The sequence below is a fragment of the Labilithrix luteola genome (genome assembly GCF_001263205.1).
Classification (GTDB): domain Bacteria; phylum Myxococcota_A; class Polyangia; order Polyangiales; family Polyangiaceae; genus Labilithrix; species Labilithrix luteola.
Genome location: NZ_CP012333.1, coordinates 10,325,159 through 10,347,958 on the forward strand (window position 1 = coordinate 10,325,159; position 22,800 = coordinate 10,347,958).

Annotated in this window: 15 protein-coding genes, 1 tRNA gene and 1 pseudogene; 6 read left to right on the forward strand and 11 right to left on the reverse strand. The window is 65.8% G+C overall.

Annotated elements, in window-relative coordinates; all coding sequences use genetic code 11:
• Window positions 1–86: 86 nt before the first annotated feature.
• Window positions 87–1,586 carry an MATE family efflux transporter gene (locus AKJ09_RS44505; protein ID WP_146653929.1) on the forward strand — a complete coding sequence of 500 codons (1,500 nt, stop codon included), beginning with the start codon at window positions 87–89 and terminating at the stop codon, window positions 1,584–1,586.
• Between the two features lie 136 nt (window positions 1,587–1,722).
• On the opposite strand, the gene AKJ09_RS44510 is transcribed toward AKJ09_RS44505, so the two are convergent.
• Window positions 1,723–3,117 carry an Ig-like domain-containing protein gene (locus tag AKJ09_RS44510; protein ID WP_169928380.1) on the reverse strand — a complete coding sequence of 465 codons (1,395 nt, stop codon included), beginning with the start codon at window positions 3,115–3,117 and terminating at the stop codon, window positions 1,723–1,725.
• 331 nt (window positions 3,118–3,448) lie between these two features.
• Between AKJ09_RS44510 and AKJ09_RS44515 the strand changes: the two genes are divergently transcribed.
• Window positions 3,449–5,404, forward strand: a complete 1,956-nt coding sequence (locus tag AKJ09_RS44515; protein ID WP_146653930.1) for a serine/threonine-protein kinase — start codon at window positions 3,449–3,451, stop codon at window positions 5,402–5,404.
• Between the two features lies 1 nt (window position 5,405).
• Here AKJ09_RS44515 and AKJ09_RS44520 read toward each other — a convergent pair whose 3' ends face one another.
• Window positions 5,406–7,514 (reverse strand): bifunctional serine/threonine-protein kinase/formylglycine-generating enzyme family protein, encoded by a 2,109-nt coding sequence (locus AKJ09_RS44520; protein WP_146653931.1) that lies wholly within the window; start codon window positions 7,512–7,514, stop codon window positions 5,406–5,408.
• Window positions 7,515–7,652: 138 nt separating this feature from the next.
• Window positions 7,653–9,800, reverse strand: a complete 2,148-nt coding sequence (locus tag AKJ09_RS44525; protein ID WP_146653932.1) for a bifunctional serine/threonine-protein kinase/formylglycine-generating enzyme family protein — start codon at window positions 9,798–9,800, stop codon at window positions 7,653–7,655.
• A gap of 98 nt (window positions 9,801–9,898) precedes the next feature.
• On the opposite strand from AKJ09_RS44525, the gene AKJ09_RS44530 reads away from it, so the two are divergent.
• Together AKJ09_RS44530 and AKJ09_RS44535 are read left to right on the forward strand one after the other, a co-directional pair.
• Window positions 9,899–10,402 (forward strand): gamma-glutamylcyclotransferase family protein, encoded by a 504-nt coding sequence (locus tag AKJ09_RS44530; protein ID WP_146653933.1) that lies wholly within the window; start codon window positions 9,899–9,901, stop codon window positions 10,400–10,402.
• Window positions 10,393–10,465 (forward strand) — tRNA-Phe (locus AKJ09_RS44535). Before AKJ09_RS44530 ends, AKJ09_RS44535 begins: the two co-directional genes overlap by 10 nt.
• A 761-nt stretch (window positions 10,466–11,226) precedes the next feature.
• Here AKJ09_RS44535 and AKJ09_RS44540 read toward each other — a convergent pair.
• The 6 genes and pseudogenes from AKJ09_RS44540 to AKJ09_RS44560 all read right to left on the reverse strand — a co-directional run bounded on the left by AKJ09_RS44540 (window position 11,227) and on the right by AKJ09_RS44560 (window position 16,345).
• Window positions 11,227–11,637 carry a hypothetical protein gene (locus AKJ09_RS44540; RefSeq protein WP_146653934.1) on the reverse strand — a complete coding sequence of 137 codons (411 nt, stop codon included), beginning with the start codon at window positions 11,635–11,637 and terminating at the stop codon, window positions 11,227–11,229.
• A 294-nt stretch (window positions 11,638–11,931) separates the two neighbouring features.
• Window positions 11,932–12,330, reverse strand: coding sequence for a hypothetical protein (locus tag AKJ09_RS44545; protein ID WP_146653935.1), 399 nt, complete (start codon window positions 12,328–12,330; stop codon window positions 11,932–11,934).
• 425 nt (window positions 12,331–12,755) lie between these two features.
• Window positions 12,756–13,319, reverse strand: a complete 564-nt coding sequence (locus AKJ09_RS44550; protein WP_146653936.1) for a hypothetical protein — start codon at window positions 13,317–13,319, stop codon at window positions 12,756–12,758.
• A 120-nt stretch (window positions 13,320–13,439) separates the two neighbouring features.
• On the reverse strand, window positions 13,440–15,044 hold the full coding sequence (locus AKJ09_RS44555; protein WP_240489016.1) for a hypothetical protein: 1,605 nt from the start codon (window positions 15,042–15,044) through the stop codon (window positions 13,440–13,442).
• A gap of 188 nt (window positions 15,045–15,232) precedes the next feature.
• Window positions 15,233–15,616, reverse strand: a pseudogene (locus AKJ09_RS55340) (class I SAM-dependent methyltransferase); the annotation flags it as partial.
• A 372-nt stretch (window positions 15,617–15,988) separates the two neighbouring features.
• On the reverse strand, window positions 15,989–16,345 hold the full coding sequence (locus AKJ09_RS44560; RefSeq protein WP_146653937.1) for a hypothetical protein: 357 nt from the start codon (window positions 16,343–16,345) through the stop codon (window positions 15,989–15,991).
• A gap of 228 nt (window positions 16,346–16,573) precedes the next feature.
• Between AKJ09_RS44560 and AKJ09_RS44565 the strand changes: the two genes are divergently transcribed.
• Window positions 16,574–18,274 (forward strand): hypothetical protein, encoded by a 1,701-nt coding sequence (locus AKJ09_RS44565; protein ID WP_146653938.1) that lies wholly within the window; start codon window positions 16,574–16,576, stop codon window positions 18,272–18,274.
• 29 nt (window positions 18,275–18,303) lie between these two features.
• Here AKJ09_RS44565 and AKJ09_RS44570 read toward each other — a convergent pair whose 3' ends face one another.
• Window positions 18,304–19,494, reverse strand: coding sequence for an acyltransferase family protein (locus tag AKJ09_RS44570; protein WP_146653939.1), 1,191 nt, complete (start codon window positions 19,492–19,494; stop codon window positions 18,304–18,306).
• Window positions 19,495–19,575: 81 nt separating this feature from the next.
• Here AKJ09_RS44570 and AKJ09_RS44575 point away from each other — a divergent pair, with 81 nt between their 5' ends.
• A complete protein-coding gene (locus tag AKJ09_RS44575; RefSeq protein WP_146653940.1) occupies window positions 19,576–20,286 on the forward strand; it encodes a hypothetical protein in 711 nt (236 codons plus the stop codon).
• Window positions 20,287–20,295: 9 nt separating this feature from the next.
• On the opposite strand, the gene AKJ09_RS44580 is transcribed toward AKJ09_RS44575, so the two are convergent.
• A complete protein-coding gene (locus tag AKJ09_RS44580) occupies window positions 20,296–22,659 on the reverse strand; it encodes a prolyl oligopeptidase family serine peptidase (protein WP_169928381.1) in 2,364 nt (787 codons plus the stop codon).
• Between the last annotated feature and the right edge of the window lie 141 nt (window positions 22,660–22,800).

The following is a 22,800-nucleotide window of genomic DNA, read 5'->3' on the forward strand; positions in this document are numbered from 1 at the left end:
GAGGACAGAATTTAGTCGCCCTGCGTGTTTCCCGGAGCCCCCGGACGCTCGTGGCGTCGAAAGGGGGCTCGCTGGAGAGACACGTCATGACAACCGAAGAAACATTGGAAGAGGCACTCGAACCTCGGCGGAAACGCGAGGTCGCCCCCGGACCGCGCTCGGGCGCGGACGACACGACGGACGGCGAAGCACGCCGCCCCGTCGATCCGGTAGGGCGACCGAAAGCGCCGAACCAGGTCTCTGACCTCGACGTCATGAAAGACCCGCTGCGTGAGCTCGTTCAGCTCGCGTGGCCCATCGCAGCAGCGATGCTCGGCGAGACCGCGATCGGTCTGGTCGACACGAAGCTCGTCGGTGGGTTGGGCGCAAGCGCGCTCGGCGGCGTCGGCATCGCGACGACGATCATGTTCCTGTTCTATTCGCTCGTCTTCGGGTTGATGCGCGGCGTGAAAGTGCGGACCGCACACGCCATCGGAGAAGGACGCGGCGACGACGGCTTCGCCTATGCCAAGGCGGGCATGCTCATCGGCGGCGTCCTCGGCGTCGTCGTGCTGTTCGCCTGCCGCAACGTCGAGCCCGCCCTCGCCTTCCTCGGCGCCGAGGCATCGATCGTCCCCTTCGCACGCGACTTCGCAGCGGCCATCACGCTCGGCGCACCGGCCACGTGCGCGCTCGCGGCCCTCATCCAACACCGTCAGGCCATCGGCGATTCACGCACACCGATGGTCGTCGGGATCACGGGCAACATCTTCAACGCAACGTTCGCATACGGCCTGATTTATGGCCGTTTCGGGCTTCCTGCGCTCGGCGTTCGAGGTGGTGGTTACGCCACGGCCACGACCGAGATGCTCGAGCTCGCCGTGATGGTGGCGCTGCTCGTCCGCGACGAACGTCGCATGCGGGCGAAGGCCACGGGTCCCTCGATGACGCTTCGCAAAGCGATCACCGACGTCGCGGAGCTCGGTATCCCGACGGGTTTGCAGTTCGGAGCGGAGATGCTCGCCTTCTCCACGTTCACCGCGTTGCTCTCGGGGATCGGCAAGGAGGAAATCGCGTCCCACCAGATCGCGCTCAACGTGATCCGCGTCTCGTTCCTCCCCGGCATCGCCGTGTCCGAAGCCGCGAGCGTACTCGTTGGACGCGCCCTCGGACAGAAGCGCCTCGGAGAAGCCGATTCGGTCGCAAAGCGCGCGCTGCTCATCGCGGTCGGCTTCATGGCCGTGTGCGGCGTCGCGTTCGCGTTCTTCGGCGGCTTCATCGCCGAATTCTTCTCGAGCGATCCGACGGTGGCGTCGATCACGCGACGGCTGCTCTTCGTCGCCGCGTTCTTCCAGGTGCTCGATGCCGTGAACATCGTCCTCCGCGGCTCGCTCCGCGGCGCGAAGGACGTGCGCGCGGTGGCGATCATCGGCATCGCGGTCGTTTGGACGTGCGTGCCGACGAGTGCGTACCTGTTCGGCAAGCTCGCCGGACTCGGCGCCCTCGGTGGCTGGCTCGGCTTCATCGCCGAGACGACCTTCAGTGCCGCCTTCTTCTGGCGCCGATGGTCGCGTGGAAGCTGGCGCGCCAACTACGTCACGCGTTGAACGCGAAATAGGGTGAAGCCCGCACGGGTCGGGGTCCGTGCGGGCTTCGGAGGGTTCGGAATACGCGGAGAGAGCTTTTGGGAGGAGGAGGACGCCTCTCCGCGTATGCCTTACCAAAGTCGAGTCGCCTGACGAATCAGGCGGCGTTGCGCCGGCGGCGAATCATGACCGCGGCGCCGAGTGCGGCGAGGCCGATGCCGGCCCAACCGGAAGAGTTCGTGGTGCCGCCGGTGGTCTTGCAGCCGCAGCCGCTGGCGGTTGCCGGCGTGGGAAGATCGGCGTCGCCTTCCGTCGCGCCGATGTCTGCGCCGTTCGCGCCGACCTTGAACTTCTGGGCAGGCGAGTCTGGGTCGTTCGACTGAATCGTGATCTCGCCCTCCGCAGGGCCGGCGTTGTCGGCGGCAAACGAGATCTTGATGTCCGTCTTGCCCTTCGGCTCGATCGTGATCTGGCCGCTGGGAACCTTGAACTGCGAATCCGACGTCTTCACCGTGAACACCGCGGCCTTCTCACCGGTGTTCTTGATGGTGACCGACTTCGTCGCGGAGCCGCCCGCCTTCACGTCACCGAAATCGTAACCCTTGGTGGGCGCCTTGACGTTCGGAAGCGGGAGGTGAACGAGGACGCTCTGGAACGCAACCTTCTGCGGCGGCGTGGTGTAGTCCATCGCGAAGGCGGTGATCGACGGCTCGAACGTGATGTCGGTACCGTTGATCGACGTGATCCTGATGAAGGGCTGAATCTTGATCGAACCGTTGACGACCATCTCGCCTTCGAGCGAGAGCATCGTCTCGAGATAGTCGCCGTCCTGGATCGTCACTGTGGTCTGGCCACCGGAGCTGGATATGACACCGTCGGCCCCGTCGAACCGCACGGACTTCGACGCATACGTGAAGGTCGGGTTGGTGATCGCACGAACGCCCATGGTGCCCGTGACGTAGTCGGAGATGAGCTCCGGCAGGACGCTCAGATCGACTTCGAAGAGCTTCGCGTTCTCGAGATCGGGCGCGTTGAGCTTGGTGTCGACCTTGGTGAAACCCCAAGGCGCGAACGCCTGGGTCGCCTTCGAGTCGTAGTTGAAACGCGCGCCGGGGATCTTGTTGATGAGCTTCGTCGCGTCGTAATCGAAAGACGCATTCATTCCCCAGCCGCTGAGCGACGCGCGAACCGTCGGCGCGAGCGAGTGGCGAACCGCCACCGAGCCGTCGGTCGTCGCGCCGTTGACGGCGGTGAGGACGATCTTCTTGTCCCCAGTCCAGCTCGCCTCGACCGTCGCCCCCTTCGGCATGTCGATGATGAAGAGCGGGCCAGCGTTCTTGACCGGCTCGATTTCGACGAGGGCCTCGAGGCTCGCCGTGACGCCACCACCGCTGAGTGAGTAGGTGCCCGTCGAGATCGACGTGCCGAGGCCCTTGTTGAACTCGTAGCGGAGCGCCGTGCTGGCGATCGCCGAGTTGGCCGTCTCCTCGACGTTCACGTCCGCCTTGGCGTTCGCTGCGCTAAGCATCGTGCCCGCGAGCGTGGCGGCCACCAATCCAAACCGGAACGCAGTGCGAAGAGAGGTGTGAGCGCGCATAGTGTCCTCCGGCTGCTGACCGCGGCGGCGTCGCCGAAGGGTCAGAGTCCTTCCCGTTTGGCCTGCCCGTCTGAGCCCCGACAGCCCCGAGCTGGCGTGACGAGGCTTAGAGCATGAGTCGTGCCGTCGGGGTGTGACCTTCACCGAGATGTCAGCTTCGATGAATTTCAGCCAGTTACCAGGATCCACCCGTCGTTGTTACAGGTACGCTGAACGGGGCCCCTCGAGTACATGATCCACCCCTGGATCGCGACGACAACCAGCTGACGGCGGTAGGATCGGAAACGTGGCGTCGGCCGCAACTGCGCAGAAGAGAACGTGTCCTCGGTGTGGTGGAGCGTTCGATCAGGACGCCGCCTTCTGTCCGCGCGATGGGACGAAGCTCCAGCCCGAGGGCGACGCCGTCGTTCCGGCCGACCCGTACCTCGGAACCGTCATTGGCGACGACATCGAGATCCGCGCGGTCGCCGGCGTGGGCGGCATGGGTCGCGTCTATCGCGCTCACCAGCGTCGCGTCGATCGCGACGTCGCCGTGAAGATCCTCCACCGCGAGCTCTCGAGCAACACGCAGCTCGTGCAGCGCTTCCACCGAGAAGCGAAGATCGCGAGCAAGCTCCAACATCCACACGTCGTCGAGATGTACCTGGCTGGCCAACTGCCGGACGGCGCGCTCTACATCGTGATGGAGTACCTCGACGGCCTCTCCCTCGCGTCCGCGCTCGCCTCGGCGGGTGGAACGATGCCCCTCGGCCGCGCCATCGGCATCATCCTGCAGATCTGCGACGCGGTCGGCGAAGGGCACGCGCGCGGCATCGTCCATCGCGATCTCAAACCCGAGAACGTGATGCTCGTGCGCCGCGCCGAGATCATCGATTGGGCCAAGGTGCTCGACTTCGGCATCGCCAAGGTGAGCCTCGGCGAGCAGTCGATGGAGACGGCCGCCGGCCACATCTTCGGAACCGCACGCTACATCTCGCCGGAAGGCGCGCAGGGCGCGATCGTCGGAACGCCGGGCGACGTGTATTCGATCGCCACCATCTTCTACCAGCTGCTCGCCGGCCGAACGCCGTTCCACGCGGATCAACCGGTGGGCATGCTCATCCAGCACATCCACGAGACGCCTCCCCTTCTCCGATCGTGGCCGAACGCCAAAGACGTTCCGGAGCCCATCGCGAACGTGGTGATGACGAACCTCGCGAAGGACCCCGCGCAGCGCGCACCCAACGCACGAGCGTTCGCGACCGCGATCGCGGCGGCGGCCTCCCAGGCGGCGATCGCCTACGACAACACAGGCCTTGCCTCGCGCTTCGCGGGCAGCGCGGGAGAGTCTCGGCCCAGCGCCTCCGGGATTGCCCTCGCGCAAGCGCTCGAGCCGACGCTGGACGACTCGTTCAAGCCGCCGCCCATGCCGGCCATCACGCCCGCGGATGGGCCAGCTGTGACGCAAAGCGACCCGAGCCCACCGCCCACGGCGAGGACCGGCTCGCTCGTTGCCACGCCCGAGCCCTCGAAAGATCGCAAACACTCGCTCGTCGTCGTGGTCCTCGCGTTCCTTCTCGGTATCGCGATCGCCGTCATCGTCACGCAACAGATCGCCAAGCACGGCGAGGAAGCGCACCGATCCTACGTGGCGAAGACGCGACGCGCGCTCGCCGAGAGTCGCTATGTCACGCCTCCCGGCAACAACGTGAAAGAGCTCGTCACCGCGGGTCTCCAGCGTTGGCCCGACGACGGCGACCTCGCCGCGATCCGGTCCGATGCGGCGCACGAGATGGTGACGCGCTCGATGGCGGCGCGCTCCGCAGGCGACGTGGGCGGTGCACTCGCCCTCGTGCGTGACGCCGCTCAGCTCGATCCCACGGATCACTCCGCGCGGATGCTGCGCGGACAGTACGAAGACGACCTCCGCGCGCTCGAGAACGGCACGATGACGACCGGATCGCCGAGGGTCCTCGTCACCGCGCCATCCATGGCCAAGCCTTCCGCCCCGATCACCATCGACGTGCGCATCCTTCCGGGGAATTCGGGCCCGAACGCCAAGGTCGCCGCGATGACGCTCACGATCTTCCAGAACCTGAGGACGACGAACGGCACCGTCGTAGCGCTCGTGCCCGTGGGCGATGCGTTCCACTTCAAGGCAGAGGCGAACGCTCCCGCCCTCGGCAGCTACGACGTCGTCTTCGAAGCCACGGTCGATGGTCGTGCCATCCGAGCGGAGCGCGACCTCGACGTCCTCGAGTGACTCACCGATCGGGCGTGACGAGCGACATCGCGCAGCGGAAACCCACGCCATGGCTACGCAGGCCGGGCTGGCTGCGGAACCGATACGTGGGGCGCACCCAGCCCACGTCCGCGCCGTTCCACGAACCGCCGCGCATGACGCGCTCCTTGCCTTCCGCTGGCCCCTTCGGATCGGCGACGGCATCCGGCTTGTAGACGTCGTACCAGTCCGAGGCCCACTCCCACACGTTGCCGACCACATCCTGAAGGCCGAAGGGCGACGCTCCCTTGGGGAACGAGCCGACGGGTGCCGTGTTCGCGAACCCGTCGTCAGCGGCGTACATCGGGTCCATGGGCTCGCCGTTCTTCTTGCCCCAGGCGACACATTCCTTGCCGCATGCGTTGAGCCGGTCGCCGTTCATCGGAGGGTCGTCCCCCCACGGGTAGCGGCGCCCGTCGGAGCCGCGCGTCGCGAACTCCCATTCGGCTTCGGTCGGTAGACGCTTGCCGGTCGCCTTGCAGTACGCCGAGGCGAGCTCCCAATCCACGCAGTTCACCGGGTGCTGAGCGCGGCCTTCCGGGTCGCGCATGTTGCAGAGCGGGTCGTAGACTTTGTGCTCGCGCGGCGTGATGCCGACCCATTCGTTCTCGATCGGAGCTCGCTTGCAGTCTCCCCGATCACTGCATTCCTTGTATTTTGCAACGGTCACTTCGGTGGTGTCGATGCAATAGGTCGGAAGAGTGACCTGGTGAGCTGGCCGCTCGTTCTCCTCGTCCTTCTTGTCGTCCGAGCCCATGAAGAACTTTCCGCCGGGGATCGTCTTCATTCCCTCGGGGCACGCTGGTGCCGGCGGCTTCGCGGGTGGGACCGAAGCCGATGGAATGGCCGACGACGAGCTCGGGGCATCCGGAGGGATGATGTTCTCGTGGCCGCGGAGCGCGAACATGTAGACGCCGCCGGCGACGAGTGCGGCAGCGGCAATCGTCGCTGCGCCGAGTCCGACGAAGAGGACGACCGGCGAACGCTCACGTTTGCCTGCCGGCGGAACGGACCTCTTCGGCGGTCCCGATGGGATGCCATGCTGATCGGACGACGCGGTCATCCCGGGCGCAAAGGGGACGTTGCCGGAGATGGGATCGGCGGCAGCGGCTCTACCCGAGCTGCGTTGCGCGTCCGTCCACGTCATGCCGCGCATCGGCTCCATCGCGAGCGCCGAGCGAAGCGCATCCCAGAACTCGCCCATCGAACGGAAACGGTCGTCGGGACTCACCGCGAGCGCGCGGGCGACGATTGCCTCGACGCCATCCGAAACCTCGACACCGAACGCACGCGGCGTGGGACGCCGTTTCGGGTCCATCGCGGCGAAGGCTAGCTGCGTGAGGTTGTCTCCTGCGAGCGGCTCTCTTTGCGATACGAGCTCGGTGAAGATGAGCGCGAGCGCAAAGACGTCCGTCCAGGGGCCCGTCGCGCCTAGCTCTCGGGAGAACTGTTCGGGCGAGCCGTAGGCCGGCGTGAACGACGACACGAGGCCTTGCGTCTTCGCAAAGCCGCCGTTCATCCGCTCCATGTCTTGCACGACCTTGGCAATGCCGAAGTCGAGCAGCTTCACCGTGAAGTCGCCGCGGGGATCGCCGAGAACGAAGATGTTCGCCGGCTTCACGTCACGATGCGCGATGCCCTTCTTGTGCGCGAGCGCGAGGGCGACTGCCGCAGGCTCGAGGATGGCGAGCGCCTGCTCCGGCGTTCGCGGAGGAAGTCCGCGCGCACGCTCGTCGTCGAGAACCTGCTCGAGCGACGTGCCCTCGAGCCACTCGAGGACCATGTAGGGCATCTCGCGACCGTCTTGCATGCGGAGCATGCCGACGTCGCGCGCCTGGCAGATCGCGGCGGACCGCTCCGACAGCTCGGCCAGCAGCGCACCTTCCTGGATGAAGCTCTGCACGAGCTCGCCGCGCCGCTCGGGCGGGAGATCGCCGAGCGTACGAAACACCTTGATGGCCACCGGTCGGTTCCAAACGAGGTGCATCGCGCGGTAGACGATGGCGAAGCCACCCTCGCCGACGACGCGTTCGATGGCGTATTTCTCGGCGACGGTGGTACCGATGAGCGAGAGCGGATCGGGCAACGACATCTTCGAAGATCCCCGCGAGGGCAAAAGGCTCGGCGAGATTACCTCAGAGCCTACGCGTGACCCCTCCTCTCGGTTTCGAGATCGCTCCGAGATCGCTCGAAGCTCGCGCCAATCGTTCGCTTTCGATGCCGAACACCGTCAGAGCGACTTCGCGCACCGGAAACCGAAGCCGTAGCTCCGATCGGTCGGGAGCGCGTGATAGCGCACCGACGGTCGAACCCAGGACGGCATGGCGCCGTTCCAAGCTCCGCCGCGAATGATGCGATGCGTTCCGGACTCGGGCCCCTTCGGATCGACCGCCGTGGCCGAGGGCGCGCGCTGGTCGTAATCCGCGTGCCAATCGGCGACCCACTCCCACACGTTGCCGACGACGTCTTGGATGCCGTAACGCGACTTGCCCTTCGAGAAGCTCCCGACCGGCGCCGTGTTGGGGAAGCCGTCATCCTCGGTGTACATGCCCGCAGGAGGCGTCGTCGGATCGGGGTGCTTCTTCTGCCACGCGACGCATTCTTTTCCGCAGGCGTTGAGGAGCTGCGCGTTGGGCGCTTCGTCGCCCCATGGATAGATGCGTCCGTCCGGCCCGCGCGCCGCGAACTCCCACTCGGCTTCCGTCGGTAGTCGCCCGTCGCGCGCCTCGCAGAACTGACGCGCCTGCTCCCAGTCGACGCAATTGATGGGATGGGAGGCCTTGCCGACCGGATCGTTGATGTTGCAGAGCGGGTCGTAGATCTTCTGCTGCACGGGCAAGATGCCCTTCCACACGTTCTCTTTGCCCGCGCGCCGGCACGCGCCGCGGTCGCTGCACTCCTTGTACTGTGCAACGCTCACCTCGAGCTCGTCGAGGCAGTACGGCGACAGCTTCACCTTGTGGGCCGGCTTCTCGGAATCGAGGGCGTCCTTTTCGTCGGAGCCCATGAAGAACTCACCGCCCGGAACGCGAATCATGCCCGGTGGACACGTTGCCGGTGGCGGCGCGGCACTCGCGACCGCGCTCACCGGAGCCGAGGCCGAAACGACAAGCGCCGAGGCCGAGGCGATCGCAGCGCTGGCTTTCCCGCTCTTCGCTTTCGACGCCAGGAACGCCCCGCCTCCGCCGACGACGGCAAGACCGACGAGCGCCACCACGGCGACGAGCCCTGCGCTGCTCTTCGGCGTGGCCTGCGGGGCCATGGCCATCGCCGTCGCGCCCTGGGAGGGTGGCACCGGCGGCGTCGTCCCCAAAGACGTCGGCCCGGGGCCCGTGTGGGAGAAGCCCGTTTTGCCGAACGCGTCGACACTACCCGTCGCCGAAAGGCGATTCGCCGAAGCGAACGCGGCGGACACCGGCTGACCTGCCACGGCGACACGCAAAGCCGTCCAGAAGTCCCCGGCCGTCTGGAAGCGCTCCTCGATCCGAACGGCGACCGCGCGCAGGAAGACCGCCTCGAGCGCGTCGGAGATTGTCACGCCGAGCGTTCGTGGCGTCGGACGACGCTGCGGATCCGATGCCGCGAACGCGAGCTGCATCAAGTTGTCGCCGGACATGGGCTCGCGCCCCGAGAGCACCTCGGCGAGCACGAGCGCTAGCGCGAACACGTCGGTCCACGGCCCTGTCGCGCCGTAGCCGCGATTGAACTGTTCCGGCGCGCCGTAGAGGGGCGTGAACGACGTGATGTGACCGGCGGTCTTGCCGAAGCCCATCTTCTGCGCGTCCTGCACGACCTTCGCGATGCCGAAGTCGAGCAGCTTCACGCCTGCCGAGTCCGTATTGCCCGCGAGGGTTGCCGGATCACCGAGGACGAACACGTTCGCCGGCTTCACGTCACGATGCGCGATGCCCTTCTTGTGCGCGAGCGCCAGGGCTTCGGCCACCGGCTCGAGCAGCCGCATGGTCTGATCGAGCGTACGAAGCGGTAGCCCTTGCTGCCTCTCCTCTTCGACGAGCGCCTCGAGCGGCTTGCCCTCCAACCACTCGAGCACCATGTAGGGCACGTTCTCGCCCTTGGACGACGTGAACATCCCGACGTCGCGCGCCTGGCAGATCGCCGTCGAGCGCTCCGAGAGCTCGGCGAGCAACGCGCCTTCCTGGATGAAGTCGTCGAGCAGACGTTGACGCTGCTCCGTGCCCACCTCGCCGAGCGCGGTGAACACCTTCACCGCGACCGGTCGCTTCCACAGCACGTGGGTCGCTCGGTACACGGTTGCAAAGCCGCCCTGACCGACCACCGCTTCGATGGCGTACTTGTCCGCGATCGTCGTCCCAACGAGCTGGAGCGCGTCGGCAGACTCAACGTTTTCCGAGGTCATGGCGACCTCAAGGGTAAAGGACACACGGCGTCACGCGGGATCTTTCGACGAGCCCAGCCGTGCACGCGACCGTCCCATCCGCGCGGTATGCTGAGCCCGTGCAGGAAGCTCGGATCTTCGTCTACGGCACGCTGATGCGCGACGCCGCCAACCACCGCGTGCTCGTCGACCTCGGCGCACGCTTCGTCGCCACGGCCCGCACGCTCGCGCCCCGCACACTCGTCGACCTCGGCCCCTACCCGGCCCTCCTGCGCGACGCCCAGGGCCCCTCTGCAGTCCACGGCGAGGTCTGGACGCTCGCCGAGCCCGCCCTCGCGCCGCTCGATGCCTTCGAAGGCTGCCCGACCCTCTACGTCCGAGAGCTCGTGGAGCTCAGCATCGACGGGTCCACCGACGAAGAATCTTTCGTCGAGAGCGTCTGGACCTACGTCTTCGCGCGCCCCGCCCCCACCTCTGCGAAGGTCATTTTCGAGGGAAAGTACCGGGCGAAAGGGCACGTTCTGAAAATCGACGCGACCGAAGTTTCAGAACTGCTTGACATTGGGGGCGAAAACCAAGAGATTGCCGCTCCCGCAGGCGGAAAAGTCCGCAGGCCCAGGTAGCTCAGTTGGTAGAGCAGGGGATTGAAAATCCCCGTGTCGGCGGTTCGATTCCGTCCCTGGGCACCCATGCCGGGTGCTTGCCGCTACGCGGTTTGCCGGCGCGCTCTCGAGAGCGGACGTCATCTGTCTTCATGCACTCGTCCAGCTTCGTGGACTCGTGCAGAGAAGAGTGATTCTAGCGTCACCCTCCACATCGCGATTGCGGTGCCTGCAGAAGGCAGAAGCAGCTCTCGCTCTCGTCTTAGTAAGACGGCTTCGCTGTTTGCTGCACGACGCCTTCGGCGGACGGCTGGGCGGACTCGAGCGGAGAAGATTGACGCCGTTGGCGGTAACCCCGCGCGCCTGCGGAAGGCACGTGAGGGGCTGCAGGAGCGGCGTCGCTCTCCGCTGTGTGATGCTTCAGACGGCGTGGCGCGGACTCGTTTGGCGCGATTCGTTGCGCTGCCGCGACGTCGTGGTGGTTCGAGAGCGCGAGCGAGGACTGGCGTTCGCTCGCCCTTCGTTCGAGGGCTTCGCGAGTTCGTGCGGTGGCGGCGACGGGCGGGAGTGACGGCTGCTGCGGTCACGCTCGATGTCGGAAGTGCGGTCTCCGATAGCGTGGGCACCGCACGCTGACGTGGAGCGCTCGACTCGTAGACGACGGACCACGATGACGTGGTGCGGGCGAATTCCTTCTCGCTCCGAGCGTCATCGGCAATGATTCGGCCTTCGAGGGGCGTCGATATTCGACCGATGGAGGATATCGAGTTCGTCGAACTGTGATGTTCACGGTCGTGGACACGCGCGTATCGACTCTCGAGTACGTCGTCGCGCGCGCCTTCGTCTCAGCGCTCGGCGTCGTTCCAAAGCACGGCGTCGTTCCACGTCGACGCGAGAAACCAAGGCGCGCCCCCGGTATCGAGTGCGATGGCCACGAGACCGAGCACCGCGCAAGCCGCGCACCCGAACCCGAGGAGAGCGCCTACGACGATGATGATCGTGCCGATGACGGGGAATCCCGACACGTGTCTGAAATCCGCACGCGATACGCGTTCCCGCGCCTGAAGGCGGTAGCGCACGATGCTGAGATAGAAGTTCAAACACGCAATCACGGCGCCGGAGACGACGATCACGAATCCCATCGGACTGTGACGCTCCGCCCGCATCAGGGCGTACGTGAGCGACGCGCCGAGCAGCACGATGGGCGCGGCTCCAATGGCAAGCCCAATGCATCGGAATCCATAATTCCGTCGCATGCTGTCCCCCCCTGCGTTACTCGCTTCGACAGGTCGAAGCGCACCGACTCACGTCGGCTCGATGAGCCTAGCGACAAGAGCCGCCCTGCGCGAGCGCGGAGAGAACTGGAAAGGCAGGACCCCAGCGTCCCGATCGCTTTCCTCGAACGTCACGGCTGCCCGGCGGCTTCGAGCCGCGGTGCAGCGCTGGGATTCATCGTCACGCGGCCGAGAGACGTCGACCGCGACATGCTGCGTGTGGACCCGCCGAGTCCCGGTGGGTCCACGCGAGCTGGGCGTTCGTCGAACGCGAGATCAGGCCTTCTTGCCCTTCTTGCCGCGGCCGAGCGTGTAGACCGTGGCGCGCTTCTGGCCGCTCTTGGCGAAGCGACCCGAGGCGAGGCCTTCCTTCAGCGGACGCGGGAGCTCCTTCGCCTCGACGCCGAGGGCGGAGCGGATCTGCTCGGCGCGGAGACCGGCGGTCTCCTTCGCGAGGACGACTGCGATCTGCTCGACCATCGACGCGAGGTCGCCGGCCGAACGACGCTGGAGACGACCGCCAACGCCAACCTTGGCAGCGGGCTTGCGGACGCCACCGCGGCCACCGGAGGTGATGCCTTCGATGTCGGCGAGCGACGCCGTGCGGAGGGCGGCGAGGACGTTGGTAGCGAAGTCGGAAGCGAGAGTCTCGATCGTGCTCTGGAGCTTGCTCATCGCTTCCTCCTAACGCGCAAAGTAGCCGTTGGGCAAGGATGGAGACGAAATCTCAACGTTCGAATTCGAGATGAGACGAATTCACGTCACCCCAAGTGACAAGTCGACCACATCCGTGCTCTCCCAGTCGACCGACGCAGATCTGAAATGCTGAATCGTTAGCTTCTGCGGAGTTCGACGGAAGTGAATTGCGTCTCCGCGTGGTGTGCAGCATCTCGCGCTGACCACGTCCCACGGCGCCTCGCGCAAATCAGGCAACGAAAATCGGAAAGCAAACGGAGCCGCGAACGCGCGGCAGTCCGGCTTCCGAGCATCCGTACGCGAGAATACGTACTCGAATGAGATCGAACGAAAACGACGAGAAAAACGCTCTTCCGCGTTCTTTCTCGTCGTTTCGAGATCGCGTGTTTGCGCGATGAGAGGCGCTACGAAGCAGCCATATCCGAGCGGACGAAGACAGCGGCCGTCCCCTTGCCCGTCGCACGGCGGATGCCCGCGTCGCGGACGTCTCCGCGCTCGACCAACGCAGTGACGACGTCGACGTCGCCCTCGAAGCCACTCGCCTTCAGGTGCTCGTCGACCTGAACCGCAGTGGCTCCTTTCGAACCTCGCATCTCGAAGAAATCGAGAGCAGCGGTGATTCGTTTTTGATCCAGGCGCGCGGGAGCGGGTGCTGCCTTTGCCGCTTTCGCTTTTGCTCCTTGCGATTTCCCGCCAGCGCCTTTCGTTTTTCCGCCAGCCTTGCGACCTCGGGTCTTCGGCGCGGCGGCCTCGTTGAAGAGCTCTTGCTGGACCGACTCGCTCTCGGTTCCGGTGGCCTCTTCCTCGGTCGACGAAGGCGGCGACGGCGCACGGCCCGCAACATCGTAGCCCGGCGGAAGGGGCTTCTTCGTGAGCGCGGTGAGCTCAGCCAACGGCGCAGCCTTCAGGGCCGCGATGACCTCGGACGCAAAGTCGGATGCGAGCTCCGCAATCCTCTCCCTAAGCATGAATGCGACATAACCCGGTCCGCCTAGGCGCATCAAGGTCACTCTCGTTGCCGCGCTCCAGGTTCCATCGTTCCCCTCCCCGAACGGAGGCACGGGTGGTCGCACCCGACGTGTCGAGGATCAGACACCGAGGGCGTGAGCAGCACGCAACACACACACGCGCAGGTGCCCATCCGCTAGGAAGCTCGCACTTCGCGCTGCATCGGCAAGCTCGACCCAAACGAGCGATCGCGAAGCCTTCTCGATCGCCGCGACCGAGACTGCCAGCGGATGGACGGCCTCAGGCGAGAGACCAGCGCTCGGCAGAAATCGACCACCGAGCTCGAAAGACTCCTTGACCACGACGCCGTATTCCGCGCGCAGGCGCTCGTTCACCCATGCGCGCGCCTTCGACGTCACCGCCACGTCGCGCGGTAGGCGCCACGCCGGTGCCACGAGAAGCTCGCTGTTTCCGGAGAAGCATTGCGCCGCCGGGAGGTCGTCGTCATCGATGCCAATCCAGACGGAACCGTTCGCTCGCAAGAGCGGAGCGACGGCCATCGACGTCGTACTGCGGGTGCGTGGCAAAACGAGCTCGAGCGGAACTTCGGAGAGGATGTCGTCTTTCGAATCGATTTCGGCGAATGCCCGACATCGAATCTCGAGAAAGTCCCCTGCCCGTTTGCCATCGTCTCGTTCGAAAACCCGGCGGGAGGGCCTGGCGAGCAGCGATGCCATGGTGCTTTTCGAAGCATCGTCGAGGGGGACGTCCGCCACGTCGATGGTTTCGCCAATCCATGGACCGCGATCGCGTCCGTTTCGCGCGAGCAGATCGTAGGCATTGAGCTCGAGCCGCGCGTCGGGAATCCCACCGACCTGCGCGGCACGGAGAAGTTGCCGTGCTTCGATGGCACGGAGACGCCCTGCCGTCGAAAAAGCCGTGTTGCGAGGAAGGTTCTCCTCCACGAAGAGCGGCTCGATGGCAACCTGCACCGGGGCCACTTCTTCCTGAGTGCCGCCGGGCGAGGGGTAATACGTCGAGCCGGTATGCATGCCGAGGATGCGGCCACTACCGATCCGCGCCTGCGCCGCGAGGGCCTCTTCGACGGTCTGGCCGAGGGGCTTGTCCCCTTGCACGACGATCAGCGGCTCCGCCATCCACGAAGGGGACTTCGCGCCGTCGATCGAATCCGTCGCGAGCGTGCACGCGACGATGGGACGCGGGTAGCTCGTCCGTGCGAGGACGAAGAGATCCCCGCCTCGTTCGAACCAAGGAACGACATCCACAGTCCGGTTCGGTCGCCTCACGAGATCGCGAATCGCCCCCGTCCTTCGGTCTCGCCACGCGGAGAGCTCGAGAAAGCCGATGGCGTCCGCATCGCCGCGATCCTCGAAGCGAACGCCCTCGCCTCGGGGCACCTTTTCACCGACGACAACGATGTTCGTCGCCGGATCTTCGCAAGGCTCTCCGCCGAGCGTCGACATCGTGAACTTTCCTCGGAATCGATGACGCACGATCCACGGATTCTGGATCGGCGTGGATGCAAGCACCCGCATACCGAGTCCGTGCACGGCTCCTTCGAATTGCTCTTTGGTGAAGTACGTGTACTCTTCACGCACCTCGGCCTCCCAATCCGCCCGGTAGTCCTTGCGCAGGACGAACTCGACGGCATGAACGAGCCCACACCGATAGCGTTGCCAGCCAGCCCTCGCGCCTGCGAGTCGTTCGTACGAGAACCCGGGCACCGTCGCGAGCGAGCGGAACTCGGAAGCGAATCGCTCGAACAGCGCCGACGACGAACACGAGCGAGGGTCGCGCGAGGAGTCGCCGTCGTCGGTCGGAAGGTCGAGAAGTACGTCTCCTTCCCCGGACGGACGAAGTCACGCACGACGAGAACACCGTGCTCGCGCAACGCCCTGGCCTGCGCGGCGAGCGCCTCCGCGGCGTTCGCGTGGCGATACCCGCCGAAGGACGTGACGTGATGCAGAACCGAGCTGTCGAAGATGCCGTCGAGCGATCCGTCGGCGAAACACTTCTTGGCGATGTCACCTTGGATGAACGACAGGTTCGGCAGCTGATGCGTCTCGCGCGCGAGCGTCACCATCTCGGGATCGAGATCGACCCCGACCACGTCGAGTTGAGGATAGAGCGCAGCGAGAGCATGGGAGCCTGCCCCCGACCCCATCCCCATGTCCGCCACGCGCCCCTCACAGAGAAGATGTGCTGCCGTGAGCGCAACCTTCTGGCGCATCGAGGCATCCATCCCTGCGAGGTAGCGAGCGTAGGCCGAGCGATCTCCACGACCGGGCTGAGTCATGGCCCGCACCGTACCGCGGAGAGCGTCGCGCACGCATGCTCAGCGTGCGCTCGAGGACTAGGACGCGCTTACCTGAGGTCGTGAGCTGCGCAGCAGCCTATCGAGCATGTCGTCGGGGACGGTGGACTCCTCGTCCACCATCACGACTTGCTCGCCACGCCCCAACCACACGAACGTCTTGGAGCGTCGCCGAATCTGAAAGCCCGCCAGCTCGAGACCAGCGACGAGTTCACGTCCAGTCATCCGGCGACAAGAATGCCCGAGGTCGCGGACTTAGCCCATAGTGGGAATCCGTATGCGGCCCGATGACACAGTTAGAATGTGCCAACGATTCTCAACCGCTACGTCGCGTGCGGTTGTCGCTAGACGCGGTCAGTACGAAGGCGTCGGATCGGTCGGTTCGGTGGGCGCCGCGGGGCACGTCTGGGTTTGCGACGTGTAGCAGGTCGAGGTTGCCGTATCGCAGCAGCTCACCGCGTTGGCGACCGCCGGACAGCTCTTCGAGCAGTCACTGTCGACCGTGCACTTCGGCGCACAGACGGGAGCCGGGTTCGACGACGCCGAGGAGGACGGGGCCGGCTTGTTCGGAATGGTCGTCGACGCATCGGGCGTGGGGTTCGCCTCGTTCTTGCTTTGCTCGGTCATCGGTCCGGGATCGGACTCGGCGCACGCGGCGAGGCTTGCAATAACGACGGAGAGGGTCAGACCAAGTAGACTGGCGGTCCGCATGAGATGTGGCGCACTCTACGGTGCGATGTGCGCATCGGCAACGCCGGATCAGCTTGATTCTTGGCAGCACGGGATGACCCGATGACGATGGAACATCGCTCAGCGAGCGAAAACGTAGAGGAACTCGATGGCGCTTCATCACGCGTCGCAATCAAGACGAGCCACGTAGAGACACGTTCGAGACCCATTCTCGCCGATTGGAGGGTTCCGAGAGGCCTCGCGCTCGCGGTGATCTTCGCGGTCGGCGTGCTCGCATTCTTGCCCGCGCTCTTCACGCCGTTCTTCCTCGACGACCATCTCCACGCCGCGATGGTCGCCGGGACGTTCCCCGTTCCGCGCAGTCCGTTCGACCTCTACGACTTCATCGGCGACGACAACCGAGCGCTCTTCTTCGAGCGAGGCCTCCTGCCGTGGTGGGCGCATCCGAACCTGACCATCCGCTTCTTTCGGCCGCTTTCGAGTGCGCTGCTCTGGCTGGATCACCGAGTGCTCACCGTCCATGTACTCCCCATGCACGTGCACTCGTTCGTGTGGTGGGCGCTCGCCGTGCTGGCCGCACGCGCGCTTTTCAAGCGCACGTTCTCTCCACGCGTGACCGGCCTCGCCACGGCCATTTTCGCGCTCGCGCCGTGCCATGCCCTACCGCTGGCATGGCTCGCGAATCGCGAAGCGCTCGTCTCGCTCGCCTTCGGCGCCGTCGCCACCGCGTCCTATGCGTCGTTCCGCCAGGGCCGGAGCCTTCGTGATGCGCTCGTCGCCGCGCTCGGCTTTGCGTTCGCGCTTCTCGGCGGAGGCGAATATGCGCTGTGCTTCGGTGGCTACGTCGTGGCCATCGAGCTCGTTCGCCGCGAAGGCTTCGGGCGCCGCGCGAGCGGGCTCTTGCCCTTCGTCCTCCCCGCCTTTGCCTACCTCGCCGTTCGATCGTCGCTCCACTACGGAACGAAGGGTTCCGGCTTCTACTCCGATCCGCTGAGCGATCCCGGCGCGTTCCTCCGCGCGGTCCCGTGGCGCGCCGTGGCGCTGGTCGGTGACGGATGGTTCTCGCTCGGAGCCTCCTCTTCCTTGGTCGGCTGGGAGCGCGCGGTCATCGTGATGGTCACGCTCGTCGCCACGCTGCTCGCCTACCGGCCCATCCGAGACGCCATCCGCGCCCTCCCCGAGGACACCGCGCGCACTGCCACGTGGATGCTCTTCGGCTCACTCTTCGCGCTCACGCCCGTCCTCGCCGTCGTCCCCGCCGCGCGTCTCCTGGGCGTCAGCATGCTAGGCATTTCGGCGGTCGTCGCCCTCGTTCTCGACCGCGCCTGGTTCGGCGAAGAGCTCCCCGCGAGCTCGAGTCGAAAAGCCCTCGTCCAGCGCCAGATCGCCGGTCTCGTTGCCGCGGGGCTTGGCTTCGGCCACCTCGTGCACGATCCGGTGACGTCGTGGCTCGCAACGCACAACCTGCGGCGGGACACGACCGAGTTCGCGCGCCGAACCCATGACCTCCGTAACTTTGTCGGCGACCTCGACACCGCAAACGTGGGCACCATTCGCGGCATGACAGGAACGTTCTTCGCGCCGTTCGCGCTCGATCCGCGGGGTGTCACGCCACGTCGCTGGGTCTGGCTCTCGCATGCCGGTCACGTCCTGCTCAAGCGCGTAGATGAGAAGACGCTCGACCTCATCGTCGGCGAGGGTCGGACGATCTATCCGAAAGGTGACGACAACCTGTTCCGCGACGAGCGCTCGAAGCTCCAACCTGGCGACGAGATCGTCCGGAAGGGCATGCGCGCCACCGTTCGCGACGTCAGCGCCGACGGCCCCAGGGTCGTACGCTTCGTGTTCGACGAGAACCCCGAAGCCGTCACGTGGTTCGCCGATGGAGCCGAGGAGAGCCGCCAGGCAACGCTCCCGCAGATCGGGTTCGGAAAGCCCTTCGATCCCTGACTGTTCAGAGCACCAAACTGTGCGGTGCTCTAGGCCGCGAGCCACTCGCGGATGCGGAGCGACGGCTTCTCGATGAGCACGTGAATCAGGTAACCGGCGCCGAGCGATCCGGCCATCAGCGCGGCGAGAGAAAGCGGCCACACGAGCAACATCGAGACGTGACGCGCTTCGAGCGTGCGCGCCATGGGCACGATGACGTGATCGCACAGCGGAATGTGCACGAGGTAGACGCCGTAGCCGAGCGTCGCCACACGGCGGAAGATCGGCGCCGAGAGGAAGTCGGAGATGAAGCCGCCGCCGTGGAAGAGGAGCAGGAGCCAGCCGATGTACATCACGCTGGTCACCGTTCCCCACGCGAAGATGTGGACGAGCTGCACGTGCTCCTTGCCGAACATCCACGGACGCAAGAGCAACCAGAGGCATCCGAGCGTCGGAAGCGTCACGAGCGCACGATGGAAGGGATGCGAGAGGAAGCGTGAAATGGGCTCCTTCCAGCGGTTTTGGATGAACGCGAGGAAGATGCCAGCGATGAGCGTGTCGAAGCGTGTCAGCGGACGGAAGTAGAGCGCTTCGTAGAGCGCGAGGTCCGTCCACGGCCGCTTCGCGATGAAGAGCACGAGGCGCATGATCAGCGCCGAGCTCCAGAGCGCGACGAGCAGCAAGGCGCGGGCTCGATCGCTGCGAAGCCGCTGCATCACGAAGAAGAGGAGCGGCACCGTCAGGTAGAACTGCTCTTCGAGTGCGAGCGACCACCCCCAGAACATGACGACGTCACCGCGCGCCAGCGAGATGAAGTTCGTCGCGTAGAGGTACTCCCAGATCAGATGGCTCCGCTGCATGGCCGTGAGCGGGGTCACGACGGCCAGCAGCGTCAGGATCACGTAGTACGCCGGGAACGTGCGCGAGATGCGTCGGATGTAGAAGCGTCGCAGGTTCTGCGTGCCGTCCGTCTCGAGCGAGCGCAGGAGGATGGATCCGATCAGAAAGCCGCTCAGGATGAAGAACAGATCCATCCCGAAGAAGACCGTCAGCGACGATGCCACCCACTCGCGATCGAGCACGATGCCCTGCTCGCCCGCGAAGATCCACGTCACATGGAACTGCACGACGCTGACGATCGCCAGCACGCGCAGCCCGTGGAGGGACGGATAGCGGTTGTCGAGGAGCTCGAGCGAGAAGAACGACGCGAGCGAGGACCGACCCGATTCCGAAACGGACATGAAGCTCGAACAGCATACACGGCGGAACGGCTATCGTGGGTACGAGGACATGTTCGCCGGCGGGCTCGATCGGATGGAGACGTGGCTCACGCCCGAGGCTGGCGGGCTCATCGCGCTCGGGCGCTCGCGCCCGCCTTGCTCTCTTACGCCGTTTTCCGAGGGCTCCGGCCTTCGGCCCTGCTCGCGAAAGGTCGCTGGCGCGAAGCGCGGGAGGCCGCCGAGCGTCTCGGAAAGAGCCCGCTACGCTGGCTTCCCACCATCTCGAGCGACGCGGCCTATCTGGAGAGTCTTTGCCTGCACTTCGAAGGCGACTTCGAGGCGTCGGAGAGACGACTCGGCTCGGTGGCCGACGTCCGCGGCCTCCGCTATGCGCGGCTCACGCTTCACGCGAGCAACCTCGTCATGCTGGAGCGCGATCCCGAAGCCGCCGACGCGGCGCTCGACGAGGCCCGCAGGCTGCTCGCCTACCCCGAAGACGATCTTCTTCGCGCCTTGGCGAAGCTCGCACTCGGTCGATCCGACGAAGCCGAGACGTTCTTTCTCCGCGCGGGAACGACACGATCCCAAGCGGCGCCTTCACCGAAACTCAACGATCCGGTCTTCCACTTTTTCCGTGGGCTTTACCTCGTGAAAACCGGGCGGGTCGACGAGGCCCAGAGAGACCTGGAAACGGCGGCAACGATCGGGCACGCGAGCGTCTATGCCGCGCGCGCCCGGGCCCTCCTCCCGAGCGCCGAGCAAGCCGAGCGCGAACCACGGTCGTCGCTCGTCCCCGTCGTCGCGGACGAGTGACGCGCGCACTCAGCGCATGCCGAGCTCGTGGAAGAGGAAGGCGAGCATGTCGGTCATCTCCTCGATCTCCGCCGAGAGCGGCGTGCCCATGCCGTGGCCCGTCCCGCTGCGCGACTGGAGCAAAATGGGATTCGGTCCTGCATTCGCTGCACGCAAGCGTGCTGCCATTTTGCGCGATTGGTACGGATCGACGCGCGGGTCGTTCTCACCGGTCGTGAGGAGGACCGACGGATAGCGAACGCCGTCTTTGACGTTGTGCAGCGGCGAATAGGCGTACATCGCGCGGAACTGCGCTTCGTCCTTCACCGTACCGTATTCGGTGACGTTGAACGCGCCGTTCGGCGAGAGCTCCGTCCGCAACATGTCGTAGATGCCGACGCCCGACACCACGGCGCGATACGCCTCGGGGTGCTGGACCAATGCGGCGCCCATCAAGAGGCCCCCGTTCGAGCGGCCCCAGATGGCGAGCTTGTCGGGCGTCGTGTAGTTGCGAGCCACGAGCGTCTTCGCGCACGCGTAGAAGTCGTCGAAGACGTTCTGCTTCGCGAGGAGCTTGCCGGCGCTATGCCAGGCTTCGCCCATCTCGCCGCCGCCGCGAAGGTTCGCTTCGACCATCACGCCGCCTGCGTCGAGCCACGCGCGATACCAATTCCGAAGTCGAGGTTTGCGGCTCAAACCGAAGCCGCCGTAACCGGTGACCAAGGTCGGATTCGTTCCATCGAGCTTCGTGCCGGTTCGCCGGAGGATGCTCATCGGGACCTTCGTGCCGTCCTTCGACACGCAGCTCTCGCGCACCACTTCGACGTCGCGCATGTCGGCCGGCGCCGCCTTCGCCATCGCCGTCTTCACCAGGCGATGCTCGTCGGCGCGGTATCGGAACCACGCCGGCGGCTCCGTGTAGCTCTCGATGCGGACCAGCAGGTCCTCGCCCATGCGAACGACCGCAGTCACGCTCGAAACCGGCGGGATCGGCAGCTCGGCGGCGGCAACGCCACGCGCGCCAGGAGCGATCGTCGTGGGCGACGCGGGCGGCGTAGGACGCGGCGCTGGCGCTCCCTTCTTCGGCTTCTTGGCGGCCGTCGAGGTTTTGCTCGTGTCGCGCGCGAGCGGCTCGGCTTTCACGCCGAGCGGAATGCGGCGGATGCGCGACGGCCCTCCGAGGAGCTCGACGACGTAGAGCGCGCTCTTGGTGACGACGACCTCTTCGATGACGCCCTCGCCCTCGGGGAGCACTACCTCCGCGGGCTTGTCGAACGGCGCCGTGAAGGCCACCACCTTGCCGCGAGGCGCCCCCTTTCGCGACACCGCGTAGATCTTTCCGTCTTTGCCGGGACCAAAGGTCGCGAACGTCAGCTCGTCGTCGAACTTCGAGAGGCGCCTCCAGCCGGGTGAACTCGTGGGCGCGCCGTCGCGACTCCTCGACACGTCGAGGACGTGGTGTTCGTACTCACCGCCGTCGCCGTTGGCGACGATCGCCATCACGAAGCGACCATCGTCGCTGCGTTCGAGCTCCCCTTCGGCGATGCGCGGGAAGTCCTTGCCGATGGAGTACGTATCGCTCGAGGCGGAGGCGCCGAGCTTGTGGAACCAGACCTGCTGGAAGAAATCGAGGTCGGCCTCGGCACGTTCGCCCGCTTTGGGATAGCGCGTGTAGAAGAAGCCCGAGCCGTCGGCGTTCCACGCGAGGCTTCCGCCGGCGGTTCCACCGTTCACGTGCTCGACGACGTCGGCGCCCTCTTTTCCCGTCGCGACGTCGAAGACGTGGACGTCACCGCGCTCACTGCCGTCTTTCGAGAGCGAGACCGCCACCAATTTTCCGTCCGGCGACGGAACGAAGAAATCGATCGTCGTGCTACCGGTCGGATCGAGCTCGTTCGGATCGACCACGCGGCGGCCCGGAGCGTTCGGGTCCGGTCGGATCATGAGGACAGACTGCTGCTTCGGCGGCTGCCGCTCGAGGACGAAGAGGGGCCCGGTCTCACTCGTTCGACGCACCGCGAGGTAGTCGACCGATGTCGCTCCGAGGAGCTCGGCGAGGCGCTTCCGTAGCGCAGGCCGGACGTCGATCGACTGCAGAACACTATCCGCGTAGGCGTTCTCGGCATCGAGGAACGCGCGCACGTCCGGATTTTTGGCGTCTTCGAGCCACTCGTAATCGTCGACGACTGCAGTTCCGAAGTAGCTGTGCGTGACGGGACGGCGAGCCGCCGGAGCAGGGCCGGCCTTGGCCGCGGCTGCCGCCTTCGACGGCGACTCGGTCGCGGATGACGAGGCCGATGGAGGAGGAGCCGACGGTGTTGGCGCACTCGCACCGCACGCCGCGAGTGTTCCCATCAAGCAGGCAAGAGACGTCGAAACTGCGAGAAATCTCATTGGCATCTTCGAACGGAAGAGGTTTGCGCGACCGAAGAGCCAAACCTATACCTGCCGCGGGCGGGAAAACAGCGCTGCCGCCGGCTCCTTGACGAGCGCGGATCTCGTCGTCATTGGCCCGCAGTACACGTTCTGACGTTG

Coding starts and splice junctions, on each gene's coding strand:
- AKJ09_RS44540 (WP_146653934.1), bottom strand. CDS start 11,637: ATGCGACGGAATTATGGATTCCGATGCATTGGGCTTGCCATTGGAGCC.
- AKJ09_RS44520 (WP_146653931.1), bottom strand. CDS start 7,514: ATGTCGTTGCCCGATCCGCTCTCGCTCATCGGTACCACCGTCGCCGAG.
- AKJ09_RS44570 (WP_146653939.1), bottom strand. CDS start 19,494: ATGTCCGTTTCGGAATCGGGTCGGTCCTCGCTCGCGTCGTTCTTCTCG.
- AKJ09_RS44560 (WP_146653937.1), bottom strand. CDS start 16,345: ATGCGGACCGCCAGTCTACTTGGTCTGACCCTCTCCGTCGTTATTGCA.
- AKJ09_RS44580 (WP_169928381.1), bottom strand. CDS start 22,659: ATGAGATTTCTCGCAGTTTCGACGTCTCTTGCCTGCTTGATGGGAACA.
- AKJ09_RS44505 (WP_146653929.1), top strand. CDS start 87: ATGACAACCGAAGAAACATTGGAAGAGGCACTCGAACCTCGGCGGAAA.
- AKJ09_RS44550 (WP_146653936.1), bottom strand. CDS start 13,319: ATGCTTAGGGAGAGGATTGCGGAGCTCGCATCCGACTTTGCGTCCGAG.
- AKJ09_RS44525 (WP_146653932.1), bottom strand. CDS start 9,800: ATGACCTCGGAAAACGTTGAGTCTGCCGACGCGCTCCAGCTCGTTGGG.
- AKJ09_RS44545 (WP_146653935.1), bottom strand. CDS start 12,330: ATGAGCAAGCTCCAGAGCACGATCGAGACTCTCGCTTCCGACTTCGCT.